This is a genomic window from Nocardia colli (assembly GCF_008704205.1).
Classification (GTDB): domain Bacteria; phylum Actinomycetota; class Actinomycetes; order Mycobacteriales; family Mycobacteriaceae; genus Nocardia; species Nocardia colli.
In genome coordinates this window covers 17,747-39,019 of the sequence record NZ_VXLC01000013.1, presented here as the reverse complement: position 1 = coordinate 39,019, position 21,273 = coordinate 17,747, and the positions used below count along the sequence as shown (strand labels likewise).

At 69.0% G+C, this 21,273-nt stretch carries 18 protein-coding genes; 12 read left to right on the top strand and 6 right to left on the bottom strand.

The genetic code is table 11. The annotated features are described in order from the left end of the window. Positions 1-480: 480 nt before the first annotated feature. Positions 481-1,668: a lipase family protein gene (locus tag F3087_RS24205; RefSeq protein WP_449583789.1), complete on the top strand. Its 1,188-nt coding sequence runs from the start codon at positions 481-483 to the stop codon at positions 1,666-1,668. 55 nt (positions 1,669-1,723) lie between these two features. Here F3087_RS24205 and F3087_RS24200 read toward each other — a convergent pair whose 3' ends face one another. Both F3087_RS24200 and F3087_RS24195 read right to left on the bottom strand, forming a co-directional pair. Then, positions 1,724-2,560 carry an SDR family oxidoreductase gene (locus F3087_RS24200; RefSeq protein WP_150404326.1) on the bottom strand — a complete coding sequence of 279 codons (837 nt, stop codon included), beginning with the start codon at positions 2,558-2,560 and terminating at the stop codon, positions 1,724-1,726. Beyond that, complete coding sequence (locus F3087_RS24195; RefSeq protein WP_150404325.1) at positions 2,557-3,504, bottom strand: patatin-like phospholipase family protein; 948 nt, start codon at positions 3,502-3,504, stop codon at positions 2,557-2,559. Before F3087_RS24195 ends, F3087_RS24200 begins: the two co-directional genes overlap by 4 nt. 68 nt (positions 3,505-3,572) lie before the next feature. Between F3087_RS24195 and F3087_RS24190 the strand changes: the two genes are divergently transcribed. Beyond that, positions 3,573-4,199 carry a TetR/AcrR family transcriptional regulator gene (locus F3087_RS24190; RefSeq protein WP_150404324.1) on the top strand — a complete coding sequence of 209 codons (627 nt, stop codon included), beginning with the start codon at positions 3,573-3,575 and terminating at the stop codon, positions 4,197-4,199. Here the strand turns inward: F3087_RS24190 and F3087_RS24185 are convergent. Then, a complete protein-coding gene (locus tag F3087_RS24185; protein ID WP_150404323.1) occupies positions 4,189-4,734 on the bottom strand; it encodes a histidine phosphatase family protein in 546 nt (181 codons plus the stop codon). The genes F3087_RS24190 and F3087_RS24185 overlap by 11 nt on opposite strands. Positions 4,735-4,858: 124 nt before the next feature. On the opposite strand from F3087_RS24185, the gene F3087_RS24180 reads away from it, so the two are divergent. The 8 genes from F3087_RS24180 to F3087_RS24145 all read left to right on the top strand — a co-directional run bounded on the left by F3087_RS24180 (position 4,859) and on the right by F3087_RS24145 (position 15,081). Beyond that, positions 4,859-9,400 carry an ATP-dependent helicase gene (locus F3087_RS24180; protein ID WP_150404322.1) on the top strand — a complete coding sequence of 1,514 codons (4,542 nt, stop codon included), beginning with the start codon at positions 4,859-4,861 and terminating at the stop codon, positions 9,398-9,400. Between the two features lie 33 nt (positions 9,401-9,433). Beyond that, positions 9,434-10,216, top strand: coding sequence for a DNA-formamidopyrimidine glycosylase family protein (locus F3087_RS24175; protein ID WP_150404321.1), 783 nt, complete (start codon positions 9,434-9,436; stop codon positions 10,214-10,216). 226 nt (positions 10,217-10,442) lie between these two features. Then, entirely contained in the window at positions 10,443-10,625 is a 183-nt protein-coding gene (locus tag F3087_RS24170; protein ID WP_150404320.1) for a hypothetical protein, read from the top strand. A gap of 54 nt (positions 10,626-10,679) precedes the next feature. Then, positions 10,680-12,041 carry a hydroxysqualene dehydroxylase HpnE gene (hpnE, locus tag F3087_RS24165; RefSeq protein WP_150404319.1) on the top strand — a complete coding sequence of 454 codons (1,362 nt, stop codon included), beginning with the start codon at positions 10,680-10,682 and terminating at the stop codon, positions 12,039-12,041. 83 nt (positions 12,042-12,124) lie between these two features. Next, a complete protein-coding gene (locus F3087_RS24160; RefSeq protein ID WP_150404366.1) occupies positions 12,125-12,694 on the top strand; it encodes a TetR/AcrR family transcriptional regulator in 570 nt (189 codons plus the stop codon). A 94-nt stretch (positions 12,695-12,788) separates the two neighbouring features. Further along, a complete protein-coding gene (locus F3087_RS24155; RefSeq protein WP_150404318.1) occupies positions 12,789-13,010 on the top strand; it encodes a hypothetical protein in 222 nt (73 codons plus the stop codon). Positions 13,011-13,117: 107 nt separating this feature from the next. Further along, positions 13,118-13,792 (top strand): winged helix-turn-helix domain-containing protein, encoded by a 675-nt coding sequence (locus F3087_RS24150; protein WP_150404317.1) that lies wholly within the window; start codon positions 13,118-13,120, stop codon positions 13,790-13,792. A 50-nt stretch (positions 13,793-13,842) separates the two neighbouring features. Beyond that, the gene (locus F3087_RS24145) at positions 13,843-15,081 is read left to right on the top strand and encodes a sensor histidine kinase (protein WP_150404316.1); all 1,239 of its coding nucleotides are present in this window, start codon (positions 13,843-13,845) and stop codon (positions 15,079-15,081) included. Between the two features lies 1 nt (position 15,082). Here F3087_RS24145 and F3087_RS24140 read toward each other — a convergent pair whose 3' ends face one another. Further along, on the bottom strand, positions 15,083-16,849 hold the full coding sequence (locus F3087_RS24140; RefSeq protein WP_150404315.1) for a glycerol-3-phosphate dehydrogenase/oxidase: 1,767 nt from the start codon (positions 16,847-16,849) through the stop codon (positions 15,083-15,085). 255 nt (positions 16,850-17,104) lie between these two features. Here F3087_RS24140 and glpK point away from each other — a divergent pair, with 255 nt between their 5' ends. Together glpK and F3087_RS24130 are read left to right on the top strand one after the other, a co-directional pair. Continuing rightward, on the top strand, positions 17,105-18,604 hold the full coding sequence (glpK, locus tag F3087_RS24135; protein WP_150404314.1) for a glycerol kinase GlpK: 1,500 nt from the start codon (positions 17,105-17,107) through the stop codon (positions 18,602-18,604). 109 nt (positions 18,605-18,713) lie between these two features. Next, the gene (locus tag F3087_RS24130; RefSeq protein ID WP_150404313.1) at positions 18,714-18,959 is read left to right on the top strand and encodes a hypothetical protein; all 246 of its coding nucleotides are present in this window, start codon (positions 18,714-18,716) and stop codon (positions 18,957-18,959) included. A gap of 41 nt (positions 18,960-19,000) precedes the next feature. Here the strand turns inward: F3087_RS24130 and F3087_RS24125 are convergent, their stop codons facing one another. After that, positions 19,001-20,176: an aminotransferase-like domain-containing protein gene (locus tag F3087_RS24125; protein WP_150404312.1), complete on the bottom strand. Its 1,176-nt coding sequence runs from the start codon at positions 20,174-20,176 to the stop codon at positions 19,001-19,003. A gap of 94 nt (positions 20,177-20,270) precedes the next feature. Continuing rightward, complete coding sequence (locus F3087_RS24120) at positions 20,271-21,146, bottom strand: hypothetical protein (protein WP_223885300.1); 876 nt, start codon at positions 21,144-21,146, stop codon at positions 20,271-20,273. Positions 21,147-21,273 lie beyond the last annotated feature (127 nt).

Here is a 21,273-nt window from a genome sequence, read left to right as displayed (position 1 = left end):
ACCAGGCTCCCGACCGGACGGTTCGCCGATCTTGTCCAGCAAACGGGATCCGGCTGAGGCAAACGCCGAGTGACGGCTCCGGGAGGTCCCGTTCGGCGGTGACGCTTTGGTGGGATGGGACTGATTTCGAGAGCGGTCGGCTATGGCACGCCGTAGGCGGGGTGTTGTGGCTAGTGATCTTGGTCAAACGCACAGGAAATGCGTTGTGAATTGTCCAATATGCCGGACCCGGTTGCGCGGAGCCGAAGCCGCGACGCTACGTTCGCTGCGGATGGTGCCACTTTTGTGGCAACCCACAGTCGTCGAGCCGAAAGGTGGTGTGCCGGTCCGACCTTCGGTTCGGCTGTGCGTACATGTCCCGCCGTCCACGTGACGAACGATGACGTTCGCCGCGATTTCCAGTGCAGTGGTGGTCCGTTCGAGTTGCCGAGGCGTGTCGGGGTCGGCAAGTCGATAACGGCCGAGATTCGAAGGAAAACCGTGCAGAGAGTTCCATTCAGGATCGCGATCCTGTTGTTGAGCGTCGTCTCGGTCGGCCTGCTTGGCCTGCCCGCGAACGCTCAACCGCTCTATCCCACACCGGATCCGGATGTGTTCTACGCACCGCCCGCCGATTTAGCCGAGCTGAAGCCGGGCGACGTCGTGCGCGCCCGCAAGATCGACACCGGCCTGTATGTCGGCACCACCGGCTGGCAGGTCGCCTTCCGGTCCACCAACTCGCAGAACAAGCCGGTGATGGGCGTGACCACCGTCTTGCTGCCCAACGGCGTCGAGCACCCGCCGCTCGTCTCCTACCAGGCGCTGATCAATTCCCTGGGCACCCAGTGCAACCCGTCGCGCTCGCTGTTCAACGGCGAATTGCAGGACGCGGTCGGCGCGATGCTGCCGATCGGGCGCGGCTGGGCGGTCTCGCTGCCCGACTACCTCGGGCCCACCTCGGCCTACGGTGCGGCGCGGCTCAGCGGCATGATGACCCTGGACAGCGTCAAGGCCGTGCAGAAGGTGTCGGAGCTCGGTCTGGCCAATTCGCCTGTCGCCCTGGCCGGTTACTCCGGCGGCGGGATGGCCACCGCGTGGGCGGCCGCGTTGCAGCCGACCTACGCGCCCGATCTGAAGATCACCGCCTCGATCGCCGGCGGCATCCCCGCCGACCTCGAAGAGATGGCGATGGCGCTCGGGTTCGCGCCGCACCCCGGTTTCGGGCTGGCGTTCGCCGCCGCGATGGGCCTGGAACGCGAATACCCGGACCGGCTGCCGGTGTCGGACCAGCTCAACGAAAACGGTTTGTGGTTCCGCGAATTCACCCACGACGCCTGCCGCCGGTTCCTGCTGTTCCACGGCGCGTTCCGCAACGCCGAGCAGATGGCCGCCACGAAGAGCCTGATGGACAGCCCGATCGCGCATCAGGTGTTGCGCGAGAACAGCTTGCGCTACTTCGACGGCGTTCCCACCATGCCCACCTACATCTGGCAGGGACGCTTCGACGAGATGACCTTCTTCCCGCCGGTGGAGGAAGTGGTCGACCGCTATTGCAAGGCGGGCGCCAAAGTCGAGTTCCACCCCTACGAGATAGCGGAGCACTTGACCACGGCCGCTGCGGGTTTCGTCCAGGCCTGGAACTACGTGGAGGCCCGCTTCCGCGGCGAACCGGCCCCGACCACCTGCTGACCCACGACTGAGAGTGGCCCCGGAGATATTCTCCGGGGCCACTTTTCGTTGCGCGTCAGCTGATGGAGCGGACCTGGTCTTCGTATTCGGCGCGGGTCTTCTCGTCGGCGGGGTGCAGGGCGCGGTCGCCGTCGATGAGGCGACGGACCAGGCGCATCGCGCGTTCCGGGGTGGCCGCCACGGCCAGGTCGATCGGGCCGAGGTAGCTCGGGACGGCTACCTCACCCTTGCGGGTGGAGACGGTGCGCAGGATGGCGGCGGCGACGTCTTCGGGGTCGACCGTGGGCATGCCGTGGCCGAGGGTGAGGCCGGAGGACAGGCGAGTACGCACGGCCGACGGCATGACGCAGCTGACGCTGACCCCCTGCGGCGCGAACTCCAAACGGGTTGCGGCGGAAAGGCCTACGGCGGCGAACTTGCTCGCGTTGTAGACGGCCAGACCCGCGATCGGGATCTTGCCCGCCAGCGAGGCCACGTTGACGATGTGGCCGCGGCCGCGCTCGATCATGCCGGGCGCGACCGAGCGCATGCCGTGGATGAGGCCCCAGACGTTGATGTCGATCGTGGCCTGCCCCACCACATCCGGCTCGTCGAGGAACGAACCCGCCGGCATGACGCCGGCATTGTTGACCAGGACGTCGACGTGGCCGAGATCGGCGATCACCTTGTCCCACTGGCCGCGCGAGCGCACGTCCAGCTCGTAGGACTCGGCGCCGATCGCGGCGGCGGCGGTTTCGGCGGCGACCGTGTCGACGTCGGCGATCACCACCTCGGATCCCTTGGCCGCGAACAGTTCCGCGGTGGACTGGCCGATGCCGCGACCGGCGCCGGTGATCAGGACCCGCGCGCCCTTCAGGTCGAAGCCGGGGTATCCGTGACCGAGAATTCTCATGCGAAGGCTCCTTGTTCGAGCGCACGGCGAGTGCTGCGCAGACTGTGCTGGAAGGTGTCGAGGCGGCGGCGGCCGTCCATGAAGTTCGGGCCCATCACCGCGAGGTCCTCTGCGGTGGCGTCGAGGCGCAGGACCTTGGTTCCGGTCGCGCGCAACTGGGCGATCTCGGCATCGAGCTTGGCGCTCATGCGGTTTCGCATCTGCCGTTCGAGGAAGTGACCCGCGCTGGTGGCGGGGAGCTTGCCGGTGGAGGCCATCGGCGCGAGCACCACGACCTCGTCCAGCTTTTCCGGAATCAGCAGGTCCACCGAGGCGGTCGAGCCGGCGCCGCCGTCGATGAAGCGGCGGCCGGCGATGGGTACCGGCGGAAACCAGCCGGGTACTGCCCAGGACGCGCGCAAGGCGGCGCCGAGCGGCGCGGTCGGCGCGTCGGGTGATCCGAACGGAATCCGTTCTCCCGTCGCGTAATCCATGCCGACCAGCCAGGTAGCCGGATGCGAAACCCAGGGGCGTCCGGGGTTGAGCCGCTCGGCCAGCTGCTCCAGCCAGCCCGCGTCCCCGCTGCCGACCGGCAGCAGCCCGCTGCCCGCGGTGAGCAGCGCCTGCCCGGAGCCGGTGCGGCGCAACGGAAGCCGCACCGAGCCGAGCCGTGGACGCGGGATCGGCGGGAAGCGTCCGGGTCCGGACCGCATGTGCGCCGACAGGATCGGATTCGTGGACGTGCCGTCCTGCATGGCGATCAGCTCGTCCACCGAGACGCCGCTGCCGAGCATGGTCACGTGCTCCGCGCCCGCCGACGTCCCGATCAGCACGTCGGCCTCGCGGGGATCCCAGTCGAGCGCGTCGCGGACCGCGGCCAGCGCCGCGACGATCCACGCGGCGCCGAGCGTGCCACCGCAACCGATGGCCAGGCCGCGTCGCTGCGTCCCGTTGTTGTTACCCATGGTTCCAAACACTAACAGAATTCAAATACCAGTGGTATCCCAAATCTGACGGTACGTAGAATCACGGCATGGCACGACTGACCCGGTCCGAGAGCCAGGCCCGCACCCGCGCTGACCTGATCGCCACGGCACGCGACCTGTTCCTGGCCGACGGCTACGCGAGCACCAGCCTGGAGCGGGTGGCCGAGGAGGCCGGCTACTCCAAGGGCGCCGTGTACTCGAACTTCCGCACCAAGAAGGAGCTCGGCCTCGAGGTGATCGAGCTGATCCACGCGACCAAGTTCGGCGAGGTGACCGACCTGCTGGCGGCGGGCGACAGCTTCGAAGAACAGCTGGAGCGATTTCAGGAGTGGGCCGAGCGGACCGTCGGCGACGTCGGCTGGACCATGCTCGAATTCGAGTTCGCGACCGTCTCCCGCGACGATCCGGCGTTGCAGGCGGCACTGGTGTCGAGCCTGAGCGTGGTGCGCGGCGCGGTGGCCGCGCAGGTGCAGACGCTGGCCGACACGATCGGCATCGAGCTGCCGGTGGCGCCCGAGGATGCCGCGACGGGCATCCTCAGCATGGGCATCGGCCTCGGCATGCAGCGCGCCATCGACCCGTCCATCCCGGCCCGGCTGATCACCGACGCGGTCCGCTTGCTGGTCACCCTCGGCGCCGGACCGCTCGCCACGAAAGGCACGGTCACGCCGTGAAATGCAGGGTCCATTCGCCGCGGTAGTGCAGGCGGGTGACGCTGCCCGGCGGAATGTCGATCCGCCAGAACGATTTCGGCGGCGCGTCCAGGGTCACCAGCAGGGCCGCGCGGATGACGGCGGGATGGGTGACCGCGATGGTCGACTTTCCCTCCGACGCGATCTCGGCCATCCAATACCTGGTCCGTTCGATCACGTCCACCACGGATTCGCCGCCGTGGCCGCGGAACATCGGGTCGGTGAGCCACGCGTAGAGCTCGTCCTGCGGCACCGACATCAGTGCCCCGCCCCGCCACGCGCCCGCGTCGAGGTCGCGTAGTCGGGTGTCCTCGTCGCCGGGCAGGCCCAGCAGCGCCGCCGTCTCGACGGTCCGGCGCTCGGGTCCGGTGAGCACCCGGGGCGCGGCGAGCGGCGTACATCCGGAAATGGCCCGGCGGCCGGCTTCGGTCAGCGATTCGTCGACTGGAAAACGTGCCTTCCGCATCGCCTCGGTCATGCCATGGCTGACCAGGTCGAGTCTGAGCACCTTTTGCACGCACGAAGCGTACGACTATGCGCATAAGCCTGTTCCACCTCTCTGGGAATTCAGGCCAGATTGAGGTGCACCGGTTGCCTGCAACGCTGATCAGGTTGTCGGTGCCTCGGTGCACACTGATGCCATGGCTCAGTTCTCCCCCGCTACCCAGGAGTGGTTCGACGGCGCCTTCCCGGCGCCGACGTCCGCTCAGCTGGGTGCGTGGGCGGCGATCGCGGCGGGCGAGCACACGCTGGTGATCGCGCCGACCGGGTCCGGCAAGACGTTGTCGGCGTTCCTGTGGGCGATCGATCAGCTGGCCACCCGGCAGAAATCGCCGGAGCGGGCCGGGACCGCGGTGTTGTACGTCTCGCCGCTCAAGGCGCTCGCGGTGGACGTGGAGCGCAATCTGCGGGCCCCGCTGGTGGGTGTGACGCAGACGGCCAAGCGGCTCGGGCTGGATCCGCCGGAGATCACCGTCGGGGTGCGGTCCGGGGATACCAGCGCGTCCGAGCGCCGGACGATGCAGCGCACGCCGCCGGACATTCTGATCACCACGCCCGAATCGCTGTTCCTCATGCTCACCTCCGCGGCCAAGGAGACGCTGCGGAACGTGGGCACCGTGATCGTGGACGAGGTGCACGCGATCGCCGGATCGAAACGCGGCTCACATCTGGCGCTGTCGTTGGCTCGGCTGGATCTGCTCACGGAGCGACCCGCGCAACGGATCGGTCTGTCGGCCACCGTGCGGCCGCCGGACGAGGTCGGCCGGTTCCTGGTCGGCAACGCGCCGATCACCATCGTCGCGCCGCCCGCGCCGAAGACCTTCGACCTGTCCGTCCGGGTGCCGGTGGCGGACATGACCGAACCCGGCGACTCCGATCAGCCCGGCTCGATCTGGCCGCACGTGGACGAGGCCATCGTGGATCTGGTGCTGGAGCACCGGTCCTCGATCGTGTTCGCCAACTCGCGCAGGCTGGCCGAACGGCTCACCGCGCGGCTCAACGAGACCTACGCGGCCCGGCTCGGCGAAGCGGTGGAGACCGAACACAAGCCGCCGGCCCAGCTCGGTGCGGCGACCGAAGTGATCCACGGTGCCAGCCCGCTGCTGGCCAGGGCGCACCACGGATCGGTGAGCAAGGAACAGCGCGCCTACATCGAGGACGACCTGAAGAGCGGGCGGTTGCGCTGCGTGGTGGCGACCAGCAGCCTCGAGCTCGGGATCGATATGGGCGCGGTCGATCTCGTGGTCCAGGTCGAGGCGCCGCCGTCGGTGGCGAGCGGGTTGCAGCGGGTCGGGCGGGCCGGGCATCAGGTCGGCGAGATCTCGCGCGGTGTGCTGTTTCCGAAGCATCGCACCGATGTCATCCACTGTGCGGTGGCCGCGCAGCGGATGACATCCGGGCAGATCGAGGCGATCCAGATTCCGGCGCATCCGCTGGATGTGCTGGCGCAGCAGACCGTGGCGGCGTGCGCGCTCGAGCCGATCGACGTGGACGCCTGGTTCGACATCGTGCGCGGCACCGGAAGCTATGCGGCGCTGCCGCGTTCGGCGTACGAGTCGGTGCTGGATCTGCTGGCCGGCCGGTATCCGTCGGACGAGTTCGCCGAGCTGCGACCGCGATTGGTGTGGGACCGGGACGCGGGCACGCTCACCGGGCGGCCCGGCGCGCAGCGACTCGCGGTGACCTCGGGCGGCGCGATCCCGGACCGTGGTTTGTTCGCGGTCTACATGGTCGGCGAAAAGGCTTCCCGGGTCGGCGAACTCGACGAGGAGATGGTCTACGAGTCGCGGGTCGGCGACGTGTTCGCGCTCGGCGCGACCAGCTGGCGGATCGAGGAGATCACCTTCGACCGGGTGCTGGTGACGCCCGCGTTCGGGCAGCCGGGCCGGCTGCCGTTCTGGCACGGCGACGGACTGGGCCGGCCCGCCGAGCTCGGTGGCGCGCTCGGCGAATTCGTGCGGAAGGTCGGCCAGCACCCGGAGAATCTGGAAAAGCTCACCTCGGCGGCCGGTTTGGACGCGTTCGCCACCGCGAACCTCGGCAGCCTGCTGGACGAGCAACGAACCGCCACCGGACATCTGCCCACCGACAAAACGCTGGTGGTGGAGCGCTTCCGGGACGAACTCGGCGACTGGCGCTTGGTGCTGCACTCGCCATACGGGCTGCCCGTGCACGCGCCGTGGGCGCTGGCCATCGGCGCGCGGCTGCGCGAACGGTTCGGCGTCGACGCCGCGCCGAACGCCTCCGACGACGGCATCGTGGTGCGGCTGCCGGACACCACCGACGACCCGCCCGGCGCCGAGCTGTTCGTCTTCGAACCCGACGAGATCGACGACATCGTCACCGAACAGGTCGGCGGCTCCTCACTGTTCGCGTCCCGCTTCCGCGAGTGCGCCGCGCGCGCACTGCTGCTGCCGCGGCGCGATCCCGGCAAGCGCGCCCCGCTGTGGCAGCAGCGGCAACGCTCCGCGCAGCTGCTCGACGTGGCGCGGAAGTTCCCCGACTTCCCGATCCTGCTGGAGACGGTGCGCGAATGCCTGCGCGACGTCTACGATCTGCCGTCGCTGCGCGACCTGCTCGGCCGGGTGGCGCGCCGCCAGCTGCGCCTCGTCGAGGTGGAGACCGCGACGCCGTCGCCGTTCGCCAATTCCCTGCTGTTCGACTACATCGGGCAGTTCATGTACGACGGGGACAGCCCGCTGGCCGAGCGCCGTGCGGCCGCGCTGTCGCTCGACTCGGGGTTGCTCGCCGAGCTGCTCGGGCGGGTGGAACTGCGTGAGCTGCTGGACGGTTCGGTCATCGAGCAGACCGAGCTGGAGCTTCAGCGGCTCACCCCGGAACGCCACGCTCGCGATGCCGAAGGCCTGGCCGATCTGCTGCGATTGCTCGGGCCGCTGACCGCGGCGGAGGCGGCCGAACGTTGCGTCGACGATCCGACGCAGTGGTGTGCCGAGCTGGTGAAATCGCGCCGCGCCCTAGAGGTTACGTTCGCCGGCCAGAGCTGGTGGGTGGCTGTGGAGGACGCGTCCCGGCTGCGCGACGCGCTCGGCGTCCCGCTGCCGATCGGCACTCCGGCGGCCTTCATCGAACCCGTCGCCGATCCGCTCGGTGATCTGGTCGGCCGGTTCGCCCGCACGCACGGACCGTTCGATACCGAGGCGGTGGCCGCCCGCTTCGGACTGGGCACCGCCGTGGTCGCCACCGCACTGCACCGCCTGATCACCGAAAAGCGCATCGTGGAGGGCGAATTCACGCCCGGCGCGGTGGGCTCGGAATGGTGTGACGCGCAGGTGCTGCGCCGGTTGCGCCGCCGCTCGCTCGCCGCCGCGCGGCACGAGGTCGAGCCGGTCTCGACGGCCACCTTCGGCCGGTTCCTGCCGTCCTGGCAGCACATCGGCAGCGGCGAACTGCGCGGCGTCGACGGTGTCGCCACCGTCGTGGAACAACTTGCGGGCGTGCCGATTCCGGCTTCGGCCTGGGAGTCGCTGATCCTGCCCGCCCGGGTTCGCGACTACTCCCCCGCCATGCTGGACGAGCTGATGGCCACCGGGGAGGTCCTCTGGTCCGGCCACGGATCGATCACCACCAAGGACGGCTGGGTCGCGCTCCATCTGACCGATCAGGCTCCGTTCACCCTGGCGCCGCCCGACGACATCGAATTGTCCGAGGTGCAGCTGAACCTGCTCACCGCGCTCGGCGCCTCCCTCGCCCTCCCGGCCGCCGCGGAAACCCCGATACCGGTGCCACACGGCGGTGGCGCGTACTTCTTCCGGCAGCTCTCCGATGCGACCGGCTTGCTCGACGACACCCAGGTGGCGGCGGCGCTGTGGGAATTGGTCTGGGCCGGAATGGTTTCCGGCGACACGTTCGCGCCGGTGCGCGCCATGCTGTCGGGCACCGCACGAACCACCACCGCCCATCGGACGCCGCGGCGTGCGCCGCGTGGCCGGGCCTATCTGCCGCGCCCGAGCATGCCGAGCCGATCCGGCCCGCCCGCGGTGGCGGGGCGCTGGTCGCTGCTGCCGGAGCGGGTGGCGGACAACACCGTCCGGGCGCACGCGACGGCGGACATGCTGCTGGAGCGATACGGCGTGCTGACCCGCGGGTCGGTGCAGAACGAGGGCGTGCCCGGCGGCTTCGCGCTGATGTATCGCGTGCTCACCGAGTTCGAGGATCGCGGCCGTTGCCGCCGTGGGTATTTCATCGATTCACTCGGCGGCGCCCAGTTCTCCACCACCGATGTGGTGGATCGCCTGCGGTCCTTCGATGCCGAGCGCAGCCGTCCCGGCGATACCAGGCCACAGACCGGGAAGGCGCTCGCGTTGGCGGCGTGCGATCCGGCCAATCCCTATGGCGCCGGCCTGACCTGGCCGAAAGGCGATGGCGACGGCGGACATCGACCCGGCCGAAAGGCCGGTGCGCTGGTCGTCCTCGTCGACGGCGAGCTGGTGCTCTACCTCGAACGCGGCGGCAAGACCCTGCTGACGTTCACCGAGGACCCCGACGCCCGTCAATCCGCCGCCCGCGCCCTGGCCGATCTGGTGCACCACCGCCGCGTCGACTCCCTCGTCATCGACCGCGTGGACGGAGAAACCGTGCACGGCAACACCTTCGCGGGCTTCCTGACCGAAGCGGGCTTCTCCGCGACGCCTCGCGGCCTGCGCCTGCGGAGCCGCCCATGAACCGCTCCCGTCCGATGAGCCCCGGGATGCACCATGCCTGAGGGTGACACCGTCTACCTGGCCGCCGCGCGACTCCGCGCGGCGCTCGAAGGTAAGACGTTGACCGCCAGCGACTTCCGCGTGCCGCGCTACGCGACCGTCGACCTGCGCGATCAGGTCGTGGAGAGCGTCGGCAGCTACGGCAAGCATCTGTTCATCCGGACGCCGACCGTGACCATCCACACCCACCTGAAAATGGAGGGCACCTGGCGGATCTTCCACTGCGGCCAGCGCTGGACCAAGCCGCGGGTGACCGCCCGGGTGGTGCTGCGCACGGACGAGGTGGAGGCCGTGGGGTTCTCGCTCGGCAAGGTGGAGGTCCTGCGCCTCGCGGACGAGCACACCGTCATCGATCACCTCGGACCCGACCTGCTCGGCCCGGAGTGGGATGTGGCCGAGGCGGTTCGGCGACTCGAGCAATACCCGGAGCAGTCAATCGGCGGAGCGCTGCTGGATCAACGGAACCTGGCCGGCGTCGGCAACGTGTTTCGCAGCGAGATCTGCTTCCTACGCCGCATCCACCCGGCCACCCCGGTCGGCCAGGTGCCCGATCTGCTCGCGCTGGTGAACGAGGCCCACCGGGTGCTGACCGAATCGGTCCGGAAACCACCGCGGCGCGAACTGATCTACGGCCGCGCCCGCCGCCCGTGCCAGCGCTGCGGCACGACCATCGTGCGACAGCTGTTCGGTGAACCCGCGCCCGCCTCGGACCGGATCGCCTACCGCGAGCGCGGCATCTACTTCTGCCCCAGGTGTCAACCGGCTCCCGGGAACTGAACACCGGACCACTTCACGCCGACGGCCGAATCCCGCGAGAAAGTCCGTCACGCGACCAAGCCGTTTGGTTCGCCGCACCGAATCAATTGTGCAACCGAACCAACCGCTCGGCGTGCCCACCGGCTATTACCCGCCCACCACTGTAATTTGCCACTCAGTTGCTAATGATCGGCGCGCTCGGCACGACTACATCCGTGGCAGTCACGACACAGCACAGGAGCAGGCCATGACGACGGTATCGAGATCGGGCAGACGACCGCTCCTCGCGATCGCCAACCGCCTCTTCTTCGCGGCGCTGGCCACCATGGCCACCGTGCTGTTCAGTTACCTGCTGCTGCATCCGAATTCGCACACTCAAACGCCGAAGGCACCGCACCCGGCGATCTCCACGGAGTCGCCGCGCCCTTGACGAACTGACCCCTCCCACCTAACTTACAAGCTGTAAGTTAGTGAGGAGCGTGGCATGGACGATCCCCGGCAGTATGTGGTCATCGGCGGCGGATTGGCCGGCCTCGCGGCCGCGGTCTGGCTGGCCGAAGCAGGCAAGCGGGTCACCCTCCTGGAACGTCGCGGCCGGCTCGGCGGGCGCACACACGCCATGCACGTCGACGTGGTCGACGACCCGCCGGACAACGGCCAGCACGTGATCGCCAGCGGCTACGACCACCTGTTCCGCTACCTCACCAGCATCGGCACCCGGCAATACGTCGCCTTCCCGCACCATGCGACGCTGCGCTGGCCCGACGGCCGCAGCGTCACCATGAGCACCAAAGGCCTCGGCGCACTGCGCACCCTCACCGGCGCGCACCCCGACGCCAACCCGATCGAACGCGTCCGCGCTGCCATCGCCACCCTCCGGCTCGGCTGGCAATGCCTGCACCAACCCGCCGATCTGCCCGACCTGACCACCGAGCAATGGTTCAACCGCGTCGGCATGCCCGCGAAAGCCCGTGAGGCACTGTGGGATTGGCTCGCGCTCGGGGTCGCCGCCGAACCGGTGCAGCAGGAGTCGGCGAAGGTGCTCGCCGATGTCATGGCCACCGGCATCCGCCTCGGTGTCAAACACCGGCGGCCCGCCACCATCGGCTATCCGACCACCGACCTGGACACGCTCTACATCACCGGGGCACTGAAAGTCTTTGCGCGACACGGGGTCAAGGTGCAGCACCGCGCAGTAGCCCGACGGATCAATATCGCCGACGGCCGGGTCACCGGGGTGGCGCTCGCCGACGGCACCACCGTCCCCGCGGACGCGGTGGTGTGCGCTGTACCCAACTCCAACGTCAACGGCCTGCTCGACGACCTACCCGAGCATACCGAAATCTACGCTGCCGCAGACAAACTCGGCTACACCCCGATCGTCAGCACCAACCTGTACCTGGACCGCCCGCTCGGCACCACAGCCGAATTCGAGGCGCTGATCGGCGGCACCGGCGTGATCGACGAGGTCTTCGATCGGCAGCGCATGACCGGCCGCAAGACCGACCAGGCCTGGCTCTACTGCCTGACCACCAGCGGCGCCTACGCCCAGATCCACAAGACCAACGAGGAAATCGTCGCCGAGCAGGTCGACCTGCTCCGCCGCTACTACCCCGCCGCCGAATCCGCGAAAGTGCTTCAGGGACATGTGGTTCGGATGCCGAAGGCGACCTTCTCGCAGGTGGTCGGCACGCACGCGCTGCGCCCCGGCCAGCGCACCTCGGTGCCGACGCTGGTGCTGGCCGGCGACTGGACCGCCACCGACTGGTCCGCGACCATGGAAAGCGCAGTACAGAGCGCGGCCAAGGCGGTCGATCTGCTGCTTGCGCTACCGTCGGTGCGGTGAGCACGGATCGCGCCACGTCCCCGTACGTTGCCCAGCCCTCGACGGACCAGCAGGCAGCCGACCAGCACGCGCCCAAGCGGCGGATGTCGGCGGCGGACCGGCGGGCCCAGTTGCTCGACGTCGCCCGCGACATCGTGGCCGCCGACGGCTTCGGCGCGGTCAGCATCGACCGGGTCGCGCGCGAATCCCAGGTTGCTCGGGCACTGGTGTATCAGCAGTTCGCCGACCTGTCCGGGCTGATGACCGCGCTGCTCGACCGGGAGTCGGCGATCGCGCTGGCCGGGGTCGGCAGCGTCGACTGGTCCGAGACGGTCGACGTGGACCAGGTCGGCCGCGGCATCCTCGCCTACCTGCATGCCGCCCCCACCAGTTGGCGGATCATCCTCAGCCCACCCGACGGCGGCCCGCCCGATCTGCGGGACCGGCTCGAACTCGGCCGGGCCTACGCGCGGGCGATCGGCGCGCGGCACCTGTCCCGCTACGCGGGCGTCACCGTCGACCCGGACGGCCCGACCGAGCGAATCCTGCTCGCGGCCATGGAGGAACTGGCCCGGCTGCACCTCACCGATCCGGAGCAGTACCCGGACGAGATGGTGCTGCGCTACCTGCGCTCGCTGGTCGGCTGGGCGATGCGGCTGGAAGCACCGCACTGAGCTGCGGCGTTCCCCTGCCTCACGAAAATCTCACGGACAGTTCGGTTTTCTACTCACCAGGCGCGGATCCCGCGCCGGGGAGAGAGGAAACATCATGAAGATCAGTACCCTGCTCGCGGCCGTCGCGCTCTCGGCAGGCCTCGTCGCCGGAGGGTCGGCGGTGGCCAATGCGGAGACGATTTACGTCGGTACCTACGGCACCGAGGCGGCCTGCCAGGTGGACGGCTTGAACGCCCCCGCGCACCCGGACTGGAAGTGGTGGCAGTGCCAGCAGACCCCGACCGGCGAGTGGGATCTGTACTACTCCACCAACTGATCGCGGTCGCGGGCCGGACCGCCAGCCGGCCCGCTCCGATCCGTCATCCCGACGGTCGCCCGGGATGACGGATCGGTTCTGTCTGAAGTGACCTATTGTCTGATGTCGTGCGTGTGCTGGTGGTCGAGGACGATGAAGGTCTTGGCAATGAGGTCGTCGCCGGGCTGCGCTCGGCGGGCTTCGCCGTCGATCTGGCGCACCGGCTCGCCGACGCGGACCTGAAGATCGCCGTCAACACCTACGATGTGCTCGTCGTCGACCGCGGCCTGCCCGACGGCGACGGCCTGCACCTGGTCGCCGCGCAACGCGCCGCCGGCCAGCGGGTGCCGGTGCTGATGCTCACCGCCCGAGACGGATTGGCCGACCGCGTCGCCGGATTCGAGCACGGCGCCGACGACTATCTGGTCAAGCCGTTCGCCCTGCCCGAGCTCGCCGCCAGGGTGCGCGCGCTGAGCCGCCGGCGCGAACATCCGGCGCCGGCGCGCCTGGTGCTCGGCGATATCGATATCGACCTACCCCGCCGCCGCGTGCAACGCGCGGGCATCCTGCGCTCGCTGACCCCCAAGGAATTCGCCGTGCTCGAGCTGCTCGCCACCCGCGCGGGCAGCGTGGTCTCGCGCACCGAGCTGATCGAGTGCTGCTGGGACGAGATGGCCGAGCCCGCCTCGAACGTGGTGGACGCGGTGATCGCGCAGCTGCGGCGCAAACTCGGGCCGCCGCAGGTAATCGAGACCGTGCGCGGCGCCGGCTTCATGATCGGAAGTGCACCATCCGCCCGCTGATCCCCGGGTCCGCCGCGCCGCCCGGCCGCTTCGCGAACGCCCAGCCCGCCGTGGCCCGGCTGCGCCGCACCCGCTGGCTGCTGACCGCCCTCATCACCGTCATCACCGCGACCTGCCTGATCATCCTCGGCGTGCTCGCGGCGACGATCGACGCCCGCTCGCGCCACAACACCGTCGACAACGGCCTCGACCGGGTGGTGACCGGGCTGTGGCGCAGCATCGATTTCGACCCCGACGCCCAGGCCATCGACCTCGCCTCGGTCGAACGCGACGACCTGGCCAACGGCGAGACCGCGGTCATGATCGTCACCAACGACGACAACGGGCACTGGCGCGAGATCTACGGACACCTGCGGTCCTGGCTGCCGCCGAACAACGGCGCGGAGGCGCTGGCCGACGATGCCGTGCGCGCGGGCGGAATCGTCTTCCAGAACGGCTACGACAGCGCCGGTCGCCCCGTGCGGCTGGCGGCCACGCCGATCTTCTGGGACGACACGACAACCCGCGCGGTCGTCGTCGCGGGGACGAATCCCGGTTTGGTGGACCGTGATCGGGCGCTGCTGCTGTGGGCGCTCGTGGTCGGTGGGCTCACCCTGGTCGTACTGTCCGCCCTTGCGGCACATGCGCTTTCGGGACGCAGCATGCGTCAGGCACTGCTGCTCGTCGAAGAGCAGGAGCGGTTCCTCGGCGATGCCGCGCACGAATTACGTACGCCGCTCACCACTTTGGGACTGGTCACCGCGCCGCGGCGACGCAACCCGCACGAGGTGGAGCGCGCGCTGGCCGACGCGGGTGAGCTGGGGACGCGGATGGAGCGAATCGTGGCGGGCCTGCTCGCGCGGGCCAGGATGCAGGCCGGGGTGACGACGATGGAGCGGGTGCAGTTGCTGCTCGACCAGCTCACCGAGTCGGTCGCCGAGGAGTTCAAGGCGAATGTCGTTGTGCACAGCAGTCCCACGGTGGTCGTCGGCGACCCGAACCTGCTGAGCCTCGCGGTGCGCAACCTGATCGAGAACGCGATCACGCACGGCGCGATCAATCCCGGTGCGCCGGTGGAGGTGCACGTCGGGGAAGGGCGGGTCACCGTGCGTGATCACGGTGCCGGGCTGAACCCGCAGCTGTCGAGCAATCCGTTCGCGCGCGGCGTCACCGGCGGGCGCGGTAGCGGAATCGGGCTGGCGCTGGTGGCGTGGATCGCCGAATTGCACGGCGGCACCGCGACTATGGAACCGGCGCCGGGCGGCGGCACCCTCGCGACCATCGCGCTGCCACCGCCCGGACTCGCCTGAGTTACCGGTTCGCCTGCCGCACTTCCTTGTTCGGCACACCGTCGGCCGGCACCGGCTCCAGAATCTCCGGGCGCGGTTCCGGGGCGGCGATCCGCAGCGCGTCGGCGGAGTCGTCGTCGGGCTGGGTCTGCGAACGGATCTCCGCCTCCACCCGGGCGCGGTAAGTCGTTACCTCGCGCTCGATTTCGGCGTCGTCCCAGCCGAGGATCGGCGCGACCAGCTTGGCCACTTCCTCGGCGCAGTCGGCGCCGCGGTCCGGGAACTCGATGGAGATGCGCATGCGCCGGGCCAGGATGTCGTCCAGGTGCAGCGCGCCCTCGGCCGCGGCGGCGTACACCGCCTCCACCTGAAGGTACGACGGCGCCGCGGTAATGGGTTGCAGCAGTTCGGGTTTGCCGTCCGCCATGGCCATCACCTCGTCGATCAGCGCGCCGTACCGATCCAGCAGGTGCTTGATCCGGTACGGATGCACGCCGTACTCCTCGGCCAGCTGCACCGTCTGATTGACCAGCGCGAAGTAGCCGTCGGCGCCGAGCAGCGGCACCTTCTCGGTGATCGACGGGGACACCCGGGCCGGAATGTCCTGCGCCGCTTCGTCGACCGCGTCGTAGGCCATCACTCGATAGGTGGTGTACTTGCCGCCCGCGATGCTGACCAGGCCCGGCGCGACCCGCGCGACAGCGTGTTCACGGGACAGCTTGGAGGTCTCGTCGCTCTCCCCCGCCAGCAGCGGCCGCAGCCCGGCGTAGACGCCGTCGATGTCGTCATGGGTGAGCGGGGTGACCAGCACGTCGTTGACCCGGTCCAGCAGATAGTCGATATCGGCCTTGGTCGCGGCGGGGTGCGCGAGGTCGAGGTTCCAGTCGGTGTCGGTGGTGCCGATGATCCAATGCGTGCCCCACGGGATGACGAACAGCACCGAGGTGGGGGTGCGCAGGATGATCGCGGCGTCGCTGACGATGCGGTCGCGCGGCACCACGATGTGCACGCCCTTCGAGGCGCGGACGTGGAAGCGGCCGCGCTGGTGGGCCAGCGCCTGCACCTCGTCGGTCCACACGCCGGTCGAGTTGATCACCACGTGCGCGCGGATGTCGGCGGTGCGGCCGTCCTCGCTGTCGCGCACCTGCACGCCGACCACCCGGTCCGCCTCGCGCAGGAAGCCGACCACCTGGGTGGAGGTGCGGATCACCGCGCCGTAGTGCGCGGCGGTGCGGGCGACGGTCATGGTGTGGCGGGCGTCGTCGACGACCGTGTCGTAATAGCTGATGCCGCCGATCAGCGCGCTTCGCTTGAGGCCGGGAGCCAGCCGCAACGCACCCATGCGGGACAGGTGCCGTTGTCCGGGAACGGATTTCGCGCCACCCATGGTGTCGTAGAGCATCAGCCCGGCCGCGACATACGGGCGCTCCCACGCGCGGTGGGTGAGCGGGTAGAGGAAGCGCAGCGGCTTCACCAGGTGCGGCGCCAGCGCGGACATGGCGAGCTCGCGCTCCTTGAGCGCCTCGCGGACCAGGCCGAACTCCAGCTGCTCCAGATAGCGCAGGCCGCCGTGGAACATCTTCGACGACCGGCTCGACGTGCCGGAGGCGAGGTCACGGGCCTCGACCAGGGCGACCTTCAGACCGCGGGTGGCCGCGTCCAGCGCGATGCCCGCGCCGACCACGCCGCCGCCGATCACGACCACATCGAAGTGGTCCTTGCCGAACCGCTCCCAGGCCGTCCTGCGCTGCTCCGGACCGAGGAACTGGGATTCCGGTTTCTTGGTCATGCTCGAACTCCTCCAGCCGCGGGTCGACGACGTCGTGGTCTTTATCGGGCATTCGATCGAGCTGCTCTGGCTACAGGCTATGCCAGTGGTCGCGGATCTCTTCGACCACGGCCTCGCTCGTGTCGTGCGGCCCTACTCGTCGGTAACTGATATCGACCCTAATCGAGCGGACCGCGCACGGCGATGTGATCCGCGACCAGGACCCGCGAAGCCGCAATCGGACACAGCGGGGCGTGTGTTTAGTAACCTGCACCAATGCGTCGCTATGTGGCCGCCATCGACCAGGGCACGACTTCGAGTCGGTGCATCGTCTTCGATCGGCAGGGGCGCGTCGTCGGCGTGGCCCAGCGGGAACACGAACAGATCTTTCCACGTCGCGGCTGGGTCGAGCACGACGCCGAAACCATCTGGAAAAACACCGAATTCGTGCTCGGCGAGGTGCTGAAGCAGAACAAGCTCAGCAGCGATGACATCGCGGCGGTCGGCGTGACCAATCAGCGCGAGACCACCGTGGTGTGGGATCGGGCCAGCGGCAAGCCGATTCACCACGCGATCGTCTGGCAGGACACCCGCACCGACCGGCTGACCACCGAGCTCGGCGGCGACATCGGGCCGACCCGCTATCAGGAACGCACCGGGCTGCCGCTGTCCACCTACTTCGCCGGGCCGAAGCTGCGCTGGATCCTGGACAACGTCGAGGGCGCGCGCAAGCGGGCCGAGGCGGGCGAGCTGTGTTTCGGCACCATGGACAGCTGGGTGCTGTGGAACCTGACCGGTGAGCACATCACCGACGTCACCAACGCCTCGCGCACCATGCTGATGGATCTGAATACCCGGCAATGGGATTCGGAGATCTGCGCGGAATTCGGCGTGCCGGAATCGTTGCTGCCCGAAATCCGTAGCTCCTCCGAGGTTTACGCGGAGATCACCTCCGGGCCGCTCGAAGGCATCCCGGTCGCGGGCATCCTCGGCGACCAGCAGGCGGCCACCTTCGGCCAGGCCTGCCTGTCCCCCGGCGAGGCCAAGAACACTTACGGCACCGGCAATTTCATGCTGCTCAACACCGGCACCACGCCCGTGGTCAGCAAGCACGGACTGCTCACCACCGTCTGCTATCAGCTCGGCGACGAGCCCGCGGTGTACGCGCTGGAAGGCTCCATCGCGGTGACCGGCTCACTGGTGCAATGGTTCCGGGACAACCTGGGCATCATCTCCTCGGCCGATGAGATCGAACCGCTGGCCCGCAGCGTCGAGGACAACGGCGGCGCCTACTTCGTGCCCGCGTTCTCCGGACTGTTCGCGCCGCGCTGGCGGCCGGACGCGCGCGGCGTCATCGCCGGGCTCACCCGGTTCGTGAACAAGGCCCATCTGGCGCGAGCCATCTTGGAGTCCACCGCTTTTCAAACCCGCGAGGTGGTCGACGCGATGCGCGCCGACGCCGAATCCGAGCACCTCGACCTCGAACTGACCACGCTGAAGGTGGACGGCGGCATGGTCGGCAACGACCTGCTCATGCAGTTCCAGTCCGACATCCTCGACGTGCCCGTCGTGCGTCCCGTGGTCAACGAAACCACCGCGCTCGGCGCCGCCTACGCCGCCGGCCTCGCCGTCGACTACTGGTCCGGCACCGACGACATCCGGGAGAACTGGGCCGCCGACAAGACCTGGGAGCCGACGATGTCCGCCGAAGACCGCGACGAGCATCTCAGGTCCTGGAACAAGGCCGTCGAGCGCACCTACGACTGGGCCGACTGACCCTCGGCAACTTTTCAGGAGTGATCTGGATCACTGAACGGAACGGTCTTCGCGCCGGTGCCGTCTATATCCCCGTACGGATCGCTCGACCGAAAAGGAACGAAAAGTTATGAGACGCACCGCATCCGCACTAGCTGTCGGCGCCTTGGCCACCGGCGTCCTGGCCCTCCTCGCACCCGCCGCACACGCCGGTCAGCCGGGCCAGTCGTGCTCGATTCCCGGAGCAACGGAAAAGGTCTACGTGGACGTCGGCAATGGTGTCCAGCGCAAAGCGGTTCTCGGCTGTGTGCGCTCCGGTGGCGGATACGTATGGGTGATCACGAACTACCTCCAGCCGGGCGTCAACGACGGCTGATCCGTTGTCGCCGGACCACTCGCACGACTCAGGCCGACTGACTATCCGGCCGCTCGGGCCAAACGATCGACGGCCTCGGTCAGGATCGCGGCGTCGGAAGTGGTGAAGCACATGCGCATCGAGTTGCGGTAGCCGCCGTCGACGGCGAAGGCGGAGCCGGGGACGTAGGCGACGCCGGCTTCGAGGGCACGCGGTAGCAGCGCCTGGGTGTCGGTGCCGTCGGTGAAGTCGGCCCAGACGAACATGCCGCCGGTCGCGTCGGTGCAGTGCACGCGATCGCCGAAGCGGGTGCGCACCGCGTGCACCAGGGACTTGGCGCGGGTGCCGTAGACGGTGCGCACGTGGTCGACGTGCGCGGTCAGCCAGGCCTCGTCGGCGAGCAGGTCGGCGGCGATCTGATGGGTCAGCGCCGAACCGCAAAGGTCCGCACCCTGTTTCAGCAATTCCACCGCGCGGCACACCGGGTCGGGGGCGACCATCCAGCCGACGCGCAGCGAGGGGGCGAGGATCTTCGAGGCGCTGGACAGTCGAATCACGTTGCGGGAGTAGGTCGCCACCGGCGCGGGCGCGGGGGTGTCGAACCACAGCTCGCCGTAGGGATCGTCTTCGATCACCCAGAAGCCGTGTGCGTCAGCGAGTTCCGCGAGATGGGCGCGGCGTTGCGGGCTCATGGTCACGCCGCCGGGATTGTGAAAGTTGCTCACCGTGTGCACCACGGCGGGACGCTCGCCCCGGGCGAGCAGGTCCGCGAGCACATCGGTGCGCATACCCTCGGCATCCAGTGGCACCGCGACGATTCGCGCACCGGCGGCCCGAAAGACTTGCAGCGCACCGACATACGCCGGATCTTCGACCACGACCAGCGCACCCGGGTCGAGCAGCACCTCCGCCAGCAGCGAAAGCGCCTGCTGCGAGCCGTGGGTCACGAAGACCTCGTCGAGGTCTACGGTCCGGCCGAGTCGAGCCGATTCGCGTTCGGTGAGCACCGCGCGCAACGGCCGCCAGCCGGGCGACTCGGTGTATTGCAAGGGCCCCGCGCTGCGCAATGCCGCGTCGGCCGCGACCGCGATCCGCTCGCGCGGCATCAACTCGGCGTCGGGCAACCCGCCGGCCAGGCCGATGATCTCCGCGCGCGTGGTGAGCTTGAGCAGGTCACGAATCGCCGAACTCTGCAATCCGCCCAGCTTGGCCGCGAGCGGTGGGATGGTCGGCGACATGGGAACCTCCGAACGGACGCCACGATATGCGAAATTCTACTTTCGCATATCGCCTACCAATATATGAAACATGTTTCCCATATATTGAGAAGGGTCACGGCTCCCGCGGCTTGATCGAGTAGACGAGCACCTTTCCGTCCCGGATCACGGTGGTGATGGTCTGGTGATAGATCGTTTCCGTGCCGTCCGGCTTGCGCTGGGTCAGGTCCACGTTGAACGTGTCGCTGCCCACCTCGGAGATCCGCAGGCAGTGCTTGGTCCCGACCGGAACCTCCGTGTCGATGCCGGCCTGGATGACATCGGCGGGCGAGACGTTCTCCGCGTCCGGCGCGACGAACCGCCGTGCCCGCTCACCGCTGCGCTCGACATAGAACGCGTACTGGAAACCGAGGATCGCATTGGCCCCGCTGCTGGTGTCGCCGTTGCCGTTGCCGATGGTCACCTTGCCGGTCTTGTCCGCCGGGCAGCTCTTCTCCGCGCTGCTGCTCGCGGCGGGCGGGACCGGGTTGTCGTTGCCGCCCTTGGACACCATGATCACGGTCACCGTCAGCCCGACCAGGATGACCACCGCGAGGATGCCCGCGAGCACGTTGCGCGCGGTGTGCGAGCCGGACTTCCGCTCCGGAGCCGGCGGGGCGGCCGGCGTGGCCGGGGTCAGCATCTTCGCGATCGGATCATCCGACCAGGACAGGCTCGGCGAGGTCAGCGGCGGCGGCTTGGGCACGCTGCCGGTGTCGGTGGGGCGGGTCCACCACGAGTCCTTGTCGGCGTCGGGCTCCCGATCGACCGGCGGCACCCGCGGCGGAACCGGCGGTGCGGGCCGTGGTTCGGGGAACGCCGTCGAGTCCGGCGCCCGGTACTGCGGGGGCGGCGGCGGGGTCGCGCCCGCATCGGCGGCGGGGCGCCAGACCAGTTCGGGATGGTCACCCGTCTGCTCCGTCACCTGCCAGCGCGGACCCGTATCCCCCATGGGCGGACCGAATTCCGAGACCGGCGGACCGAATTCCGAGACGGGAGGTCCGAATTCTGAGACAGGCGGGCCGAATTCACCCACCGGGGGGCCGAAATCCGACGCGGACTGGTCGTCGGATTCCTTC